Source organism: Candidatus Zixiibacteriota bacterium (assembly GCA_020853795.1).
GTDB lineage: Bacteria > Zixibacteria > MSB-5A5 > CAIYYT01 > CAIYYT01 > JADJGC01.
On record JADYYF010000066.1, the window covers coordinates 1 to 5981 of the forward strand.

The 5981-nt window shown below is 57.0% G+C and carries 4 protein-coding genes; 3 read left to right on the forward strand and 1 reads right to left on the reverse strand.

Annotated elements, in window-relative coordinates; translation table 11 throughout:
- Positions 1 to 78: 78 nt before the first annotated feature.
- Positions 79 to 1572 (reverse strand): OmpA family protein, encoded by a 1494-nt coding sequence (locus IT585_04900; protein MCC6962571.1) that lies wholly within the window; start codon positions 1570 to 1572, stop codon positions 79 to 81.
- A gap of 454 nt (positions 1573 to 2026) precedes the next feature.
- Here IT585_04900 and IT585_04905 point away from each other — a divergent pair, with 454 nt between their 5' ends.
- From IT585_04905 to IT585_04915, 3 genes are all read left to right on the forward strand, one after another.
- Positions 2027 to 2545 (forward strand): hypothetical protein, encoded by a 519-nt coding sequence (locus IT585_04905; GenBank protein MCC6962572.1) that lies wholly within the window; start codon positions 2027 to 2029, stop codon positions 2543 to 2545.
- A gap of 278 nt (positions 2546 to 2823) precedes the next feature.
- Positions 2824 to 5004 (forward strand): hypothetical protein, encoded by a 2181-nt coding sequence (locus IT585_04910; GenBank protein MCC6962573.1) that lies wholly within the window; start codon positions 2824 to 2826, stop codon positions 5002 to 5004.
- Positions 5005 to 5145: 141 nt separating this feature from the next.
- A partial coding sequence (locus tag IT585_04915; GenBank protein ID MCC6962574.1) for a metallophosphoesterase occupies positions 5146 to 5981 on the forward strand: 836 nt, incomplete at its 3' end.

Below are 5981 nucleotides of genomic sequence, written 5' to 3' on the forward strand. Positions count from 1 at the left end.
ACAAAAGCGTCCCGGTCTCCCGGGACGCTTTTGCTTAGTCAGATACAGCGCGCTGCGCGCTGCCTGTAGATTCGAACGTTAGTCGTTCATGCGAACAAGTTCGACGCGACGATTCTGCGCGCGGCCTTCCGCAGTCGCATTGTCGTACTTCGGCTTGTCCGGACCATAACCCTTGTAGGTCAGGCGCGAGGCTTCGATGCCCTTCGAGATGAAGTAGTCATAGACCGCCTTGGCGCGGTTGGTCGACAACGTGTCGTTCCATTCCTTCTTGCCGGAGGAATCGGTATGACCCTGGACTTCGATCTGCACGTGCGGGAACGCCGCCAGCGACTTGGCCACCTCATCCAATGCCGTCTTGGCCTTGGAGGTCAGCGTCCAGGTATTGACCACAAACTGCACTTCGCGCAGGATAAGTTCCTTCTCCGGATAGACGAAGTCGGTCGGGCAGCCTTCCGGATTAACGGTCAAGCCGGCCGGGGTACCCGGGCACTTGTCGCAGCCGTCGCAGACACCGTCGTTATCGGAGTCGAGCGGGCAGCCATTGGCGTCAACCTTGCAGCAGGTCGGCGTATCCGGGCACTTGTCGCGGCAATCCCACACGCCGTCCTTGTCGGAGTCGAGCGGGCAGCCGTCGGCATCAACCTTGCAATCGGTCGGAGTATCCGGGCACTTGTCGCAGCCGTCCCAGACGCCGTCTTTGTCGGTATCGATCGGGCAGCCGTTCAGGTCGACCTTGGCGCACTTCGGTGTATCGGGGCACTTATCCAGGCCGTCGCAAACGCCGTCGCCGTCGGAATCGATTGGGCACCCGAATTCATCGACTTTGCAGCCACGAGGCGTGTCGGGGCACTTGTCGTCGTCGTTGCAGACGCCGTCGCGATCGTCATCCTTGCACTTGCCGAAATAGGCCGTCGCAAACGCGCCGCCTTCCAACAGTCCTTTGTGGATGTCGAGCGATTCCTCGAAACCCTTCCGCGCCTCGTTGTCCCGGAAGCCGGAAAGGATGTCGGTGAAGATGTGATAACGCAACGCTGCGCCGATCGAGAAGTTGTCGATCAGGAAGTATTCGGCGCCGCCGCCGAACATGACGGTGAAGCGCTGATCCTTCAGGTCAAACGGGCGACCATCGAGACCGGTAAGCTTCACGACATCATCGCCTGCCTTGACCGCCCAGTAGCCGATACCGGCGCCGGCCGTCAAGAACAGGTTCCACTTGTCATTCGGCGTGGCATTGTAGGTCGGACCTAATTCGAGGATGTAGTTGTAAAGCTTAAGGAAGCTCTCATCATCGGAGGGCTCGCGGTAGACCGGCAGTCCGGCGTTGTTCACGTCGAGGACACCCTTCTGGGTTCTGGCGTAGGTGCCGGTCAGGCCGACCGCCCAATTCTTGTGGAACACAAACTTGGCTTCGCCGCCATGCATCCAGCGGAGTTTCCACGGATCCTTCATGACGGTATGGAAGCCGAAGCGGTAGCTCAACCCCAGCCGTCCGGTCTGATCATACGCCAGTGCCGGCAAAGCCATGCTGAGAAGAAGAGCCAGCGCGGTCAACAGAACTATGGCTTTTCGCAAGGTTAATACCTCCCAATTAAAGTTATTGCAAAGTTAGTCCCGGAAGAGATAGCCTTTTGCATCTTCCTCCATGGAAAGTCGTCCATTATCCTAATCCGTTAGCAATGGGCACAATACGCCCAGCCAAATTAGGGCGTAACCTAAATCCTCCTCAAACCGAAATCAACAAAAAAGATAACCGGCGCGGGGATTAGGGCGACAGGGCCATCTTGGACTCAAAAGATAAACTTTGTGAAATTTTTAGCGTGGCGATTTCGGGTGATTTATTGGTCAGGATTGCGGGGTGTAAGTTAAGAAGTTGTTTGACATAATGTTATGAGACAGGACTCAAACAGCGCTATTTTGGTATTTATTTCCCTTGACAACAGAAATACTGTAAATATCTTCGTCCTGATTTGAGCTCTGATGTATAAATGGCAAGATGACCACAGAGAACTCTGGAGGAGGTAACAGGATGAAAAGATTGACAGTGGTGGCAACGATCGTGCTTGCTGTGATGGCGTTCATGTTCGTGTCATTGATGGCGCAGGACGCCGCCAAGCCGGCGGAAGCGAAAAAGACGTTTGCTTATGTCGGCGCTGACAAGTGCAAGATCTGCCATAAGGTGGAGCACACGACTTGGTTGACCACGACCCATGCCAAGGCTTGGGACAAGCTCAAACCCGAAGAGCAGAAGAAAGAAGAGTGCATCGGTTGCCATTCTACCGGCAAGTTGGCGGATGGGACGTTGCTGACGGGTGTGCAGTGCGAGTCGTGCCACGGTCCGGGTTCGGAATACAAGGCTCAAAAGGTCATGAAGGACAAGGCGCTGGCGCTGGCCTCCGGCATGGTCGAGCCGAAGAACGAACTCTGTGTGAAGTGTCATAATGAGAAGTCGCCGACCTTCAAGGGCTTCAAGTTTGAAGAAGCCGTGAAGAACGCTAAGGCGATTCACGAGAAGACCCCGAAGAAGGAAGCGGCTCCGAAGGGTTAGATCGCGATCTCGGCAAAATTCCAGGGGTTTTGCTCAATAAATGGCCGGCGGGTTTCACAACCCGCCGGTTTCGTTTTTTCCCCGAACGCACCGACCGGCTCACGCCCCAATTGCAGGTAATGCCGGCCCCGGTCGCACAGTTTAACGGCAGATATTGCAACCTCCCAATTCAAACTTGACTTAAAGACCAACGTTTGCTAGTCTTACAAAGTAACTCAAATCACATTGAAAGTCTGCTTCAGGGCGCGGCGCGCCCGGTGACAGCCGAGGAGGCATAGATGAGATCGGCATTGGCATTGAAGCTCTTTGTCACCGTCGTGGTATTGTTCTTTGCCGTACAGGTTACGGCGATCGACATGCCAATCGACGCTTCAAAGCAAAATGTAGACGAGCTACGATCAATAACGCAGCTGCTCAGAAGCGGCGGTCTGAACGTCAACGAGCGCGACGCGCAGTTGAGCGAACTCTCGGTAACGCTGGGCGACCTGGCGCTCTGGCAAGGCATCGCGAATGCGGTGGTTGCCGGCGATCGAGCCTATTGCTGGATGTACTATGGGCTTCAAGTGGTCGATATTTCCAACACCGCTGCACCGGTCGTGCTCTATGAATATCTCCACCCCGCCTCCGAATTGGAGTTGGCCGTTGTCGGCAATACGCTGTTCGCCCTGATTCCCCATGAGGGCCTGCTGGTCTTGGATGTGACGGCAGCGCCGGTACTGCTCCAGACATTTCCGCCGGTCGGTACCGCCAACTGCTATGGAATGGACATTCAGGACAATTACCTGTACGCGCTGTGCCAGTCGGTGCTCGACGAACATTCCGGGATCGAGGTGTTTGACATTTCCAACCCGATGGCGCCGATACTCACGGCTTTTGAGAACGTGCCGATGCTGCCGATCAATGTCGACGTCGTGGGCAACTACGCTTACGTCACCGACGAGTGGAACCTGAACGTAGTCGACGTGACCAACAAGTCGGATCCGCAATGGCTGAGCAAGGCCGCCTGTGACGGAGATGCCTGGGATGTCAAAGTCCGCAACAACTACGCCTTCGTGACCAATCGGCAGGATTCAGCCTTGCTGGTCTTCAACGTCAGCGACCCGCGTTTCCCCTCGCGCGTCACGAAGTTGACGCTCGATACCACCGATTTCTGGCCGACGTCGATCACGCTTCGGGATCACTATGCCTACATCCGCGGCAGCTCACGAATCAAGATCGTCGACATTGCTTCGCCAACCGCGCCGGCGATCGTCGGAACCTGGAATACCACCGGTTATGGCAGTCATCTTCAGTTCGATGCCGACCAGGCTCATATTCCCTGCTGGGCTGAAGGACTCATCACTTACGAGATGATTGATCCATTGGCGCCCAGTGAGAGTTGGCGCTATGAAATCCCCGGAATGGGCTATGACGTGGAATTGCTGGGCAACTATGCGATCGAAGCGAACGGGATCGCCGGGATTCAGGTCATCGACATTTCCGATCCCGAGAACCTGCAGGTCGTTGCCGCCGCTGATACGCCCGGCGATGCGATGGGTATTGCCTTGCGGGACAATTACGCCTACGTTGCTGACAGCACTCTCGGTCTGCTGATCTTCGATCTTAGCGTGCCCACCGCCCCGTCGCTTCTCGGCAGTTGCGAGACACCGGGACAAGCGCGGCGCGTGGTGGTCTACGATCAATACGTCTATGTCGCTGCCAACGATTCCGGCATCGCTGTCGTCGACGTCAGTAACCCGGCGCTGCCCACGATGGTCAATCGTCTACCCGACCCGGGAATTCTTTACCTCCACCTGAACAACAATCGTCTCTACGTTTCTTCCTGGCGCGGTACCGTCTCGATTTATGATCTCACGACTCCGCAGTCGCCCGCTCTCATCGCAAACTTCGCTCCGGGTTTGTCCTGGAACGCCGGGCTCGCTGCCCGCGGCAACTACATGTTCTTGGCGCAGGATTCTGATCAACCATCTCGTTACGGCGTGTTGCGCGTCTACGACATCACCGACCCGCAGAATCCGCTTCCGGTCGCGGATATCGACTCGGTCGATTTCACGCGCGAGATGAGAATCGTTGGCGACTATCTCTACCTTGCCGACTATACCCGGGGGGTGCAGGTTATCAACATCGTCAATCCCGAGGCTCCGTATCGTGCCGGCTACTTCGACACAAACCCCGGCTGGGTCTGGGGTCTGGCGGTTCAAGGCAATGTTATCTATGTCGCTGCCGACAACGGCTTCCTGAGCCTCTACACCGGCAATTGCGCCGGCCCCGATGGCGTCGGGCGGTACAACGTCTCGGATGCCGTCTTCCTGATCTCGTACGTCTTTGGCGGTGGCCCGGCACCGAATCCGTTGCGCACTGGCGATGTCAATTGCGATGACAATGTCAGCGTCTCCGACGCCGTCTACCTGATCAACTACATCTTCGCCGGCGGCCCCGGTCCTTGCGGCGGGTGTTAGTTCACAGAAGACTCGGCTGAAGTTAGAATTCAAGAACTCCGTCAGGTCGACCAACCTGACGGAGTCTCTTCTTGGAAAAACCATCGGCCGATATTTCTACACAAACGTTGAATTTCGCTGCGTGATCGCGTATAAGAAGGCATGCGCTCCGCGTTTGTCATCTTCGTTACACTCGCCTCGCTGATCGTCGTCGCCGCCCACGGGGGACTCTACCTTACACTCGTCAAGTTGTTGCACATCGAACCGGGGGCACTCCGGCGCGCGCTGTGCTGGGTTCTCCTGGTGCTGTCGGTGAGCTTCATCGGAAGCTTGCTGCTGATCCATTGGAGAGAGAACCTTGCCACGCGCATTCCCTACCTGCTGTCGTCGGTGTGGACGGGCGTGTTTGTGTACCTGCTGATCGCGTGCCTCGCCGCCTGGATATTAGTGCTGTTGCTGCGGGTGTCGGGGATCAACGGTGTCGCCACAGAACGCGCCGTGGCCGCAGTGGTGTTTTTCGCGGCGATCGGATTTTCGATTTACGGGCTCTGGAACGCCGCCAATCCGGTCGTGCGGCCGCTGACGGTCGCGATTCGCGATCTGCCGGAGGCGTGGCGGGGGCGGAAGATCGCGCAGATCTCGGATGTGCATATCGGGGCGATCCTGCGGGAAGGTTTCCTGAGCAGGGTTGTCGAACTGACCAATGCGCAGAAACCGGATATGGTAGTGATCACTGGCGACTTGTTCGACGGCAGCGGTCCGGAGTTGGGGCGACTGGCGCAGCCATTGGATGGACTCCAGGCGCCGCTGGGAACATACTTCATCACCGGCAACCATGAGACCTACGTCGGGTTGGACAAATCGCTGGAAGCGTTGTCAGGACTGAAGCTGCGGATTCTGCGCGACGAGGTGGTCGAAATCGACGGTGTGCAGTTGGTCGGCATCGACTACCCGTTAATGGGACAGCGCAAGAACCTGGACTCGGTCATGGCGCGCGT

Excerpts from the sequence above, each read along its gene's own strand:
- IT585_04910 (MCC6962573.1), top strand. The coding sequence starts at position 2,824 with ATGAGATCGGCATTGGCATTGAAGCTCTTTGTCACCGTCGTGGTATTG.
- IT585_04905 (MCC6962572.1), top strand. The coding sequence starts at position 2,027 with ATGAAAAGATTGACAGTGGTGGCAACGATCGTGCTTGCTGTGATGGCG.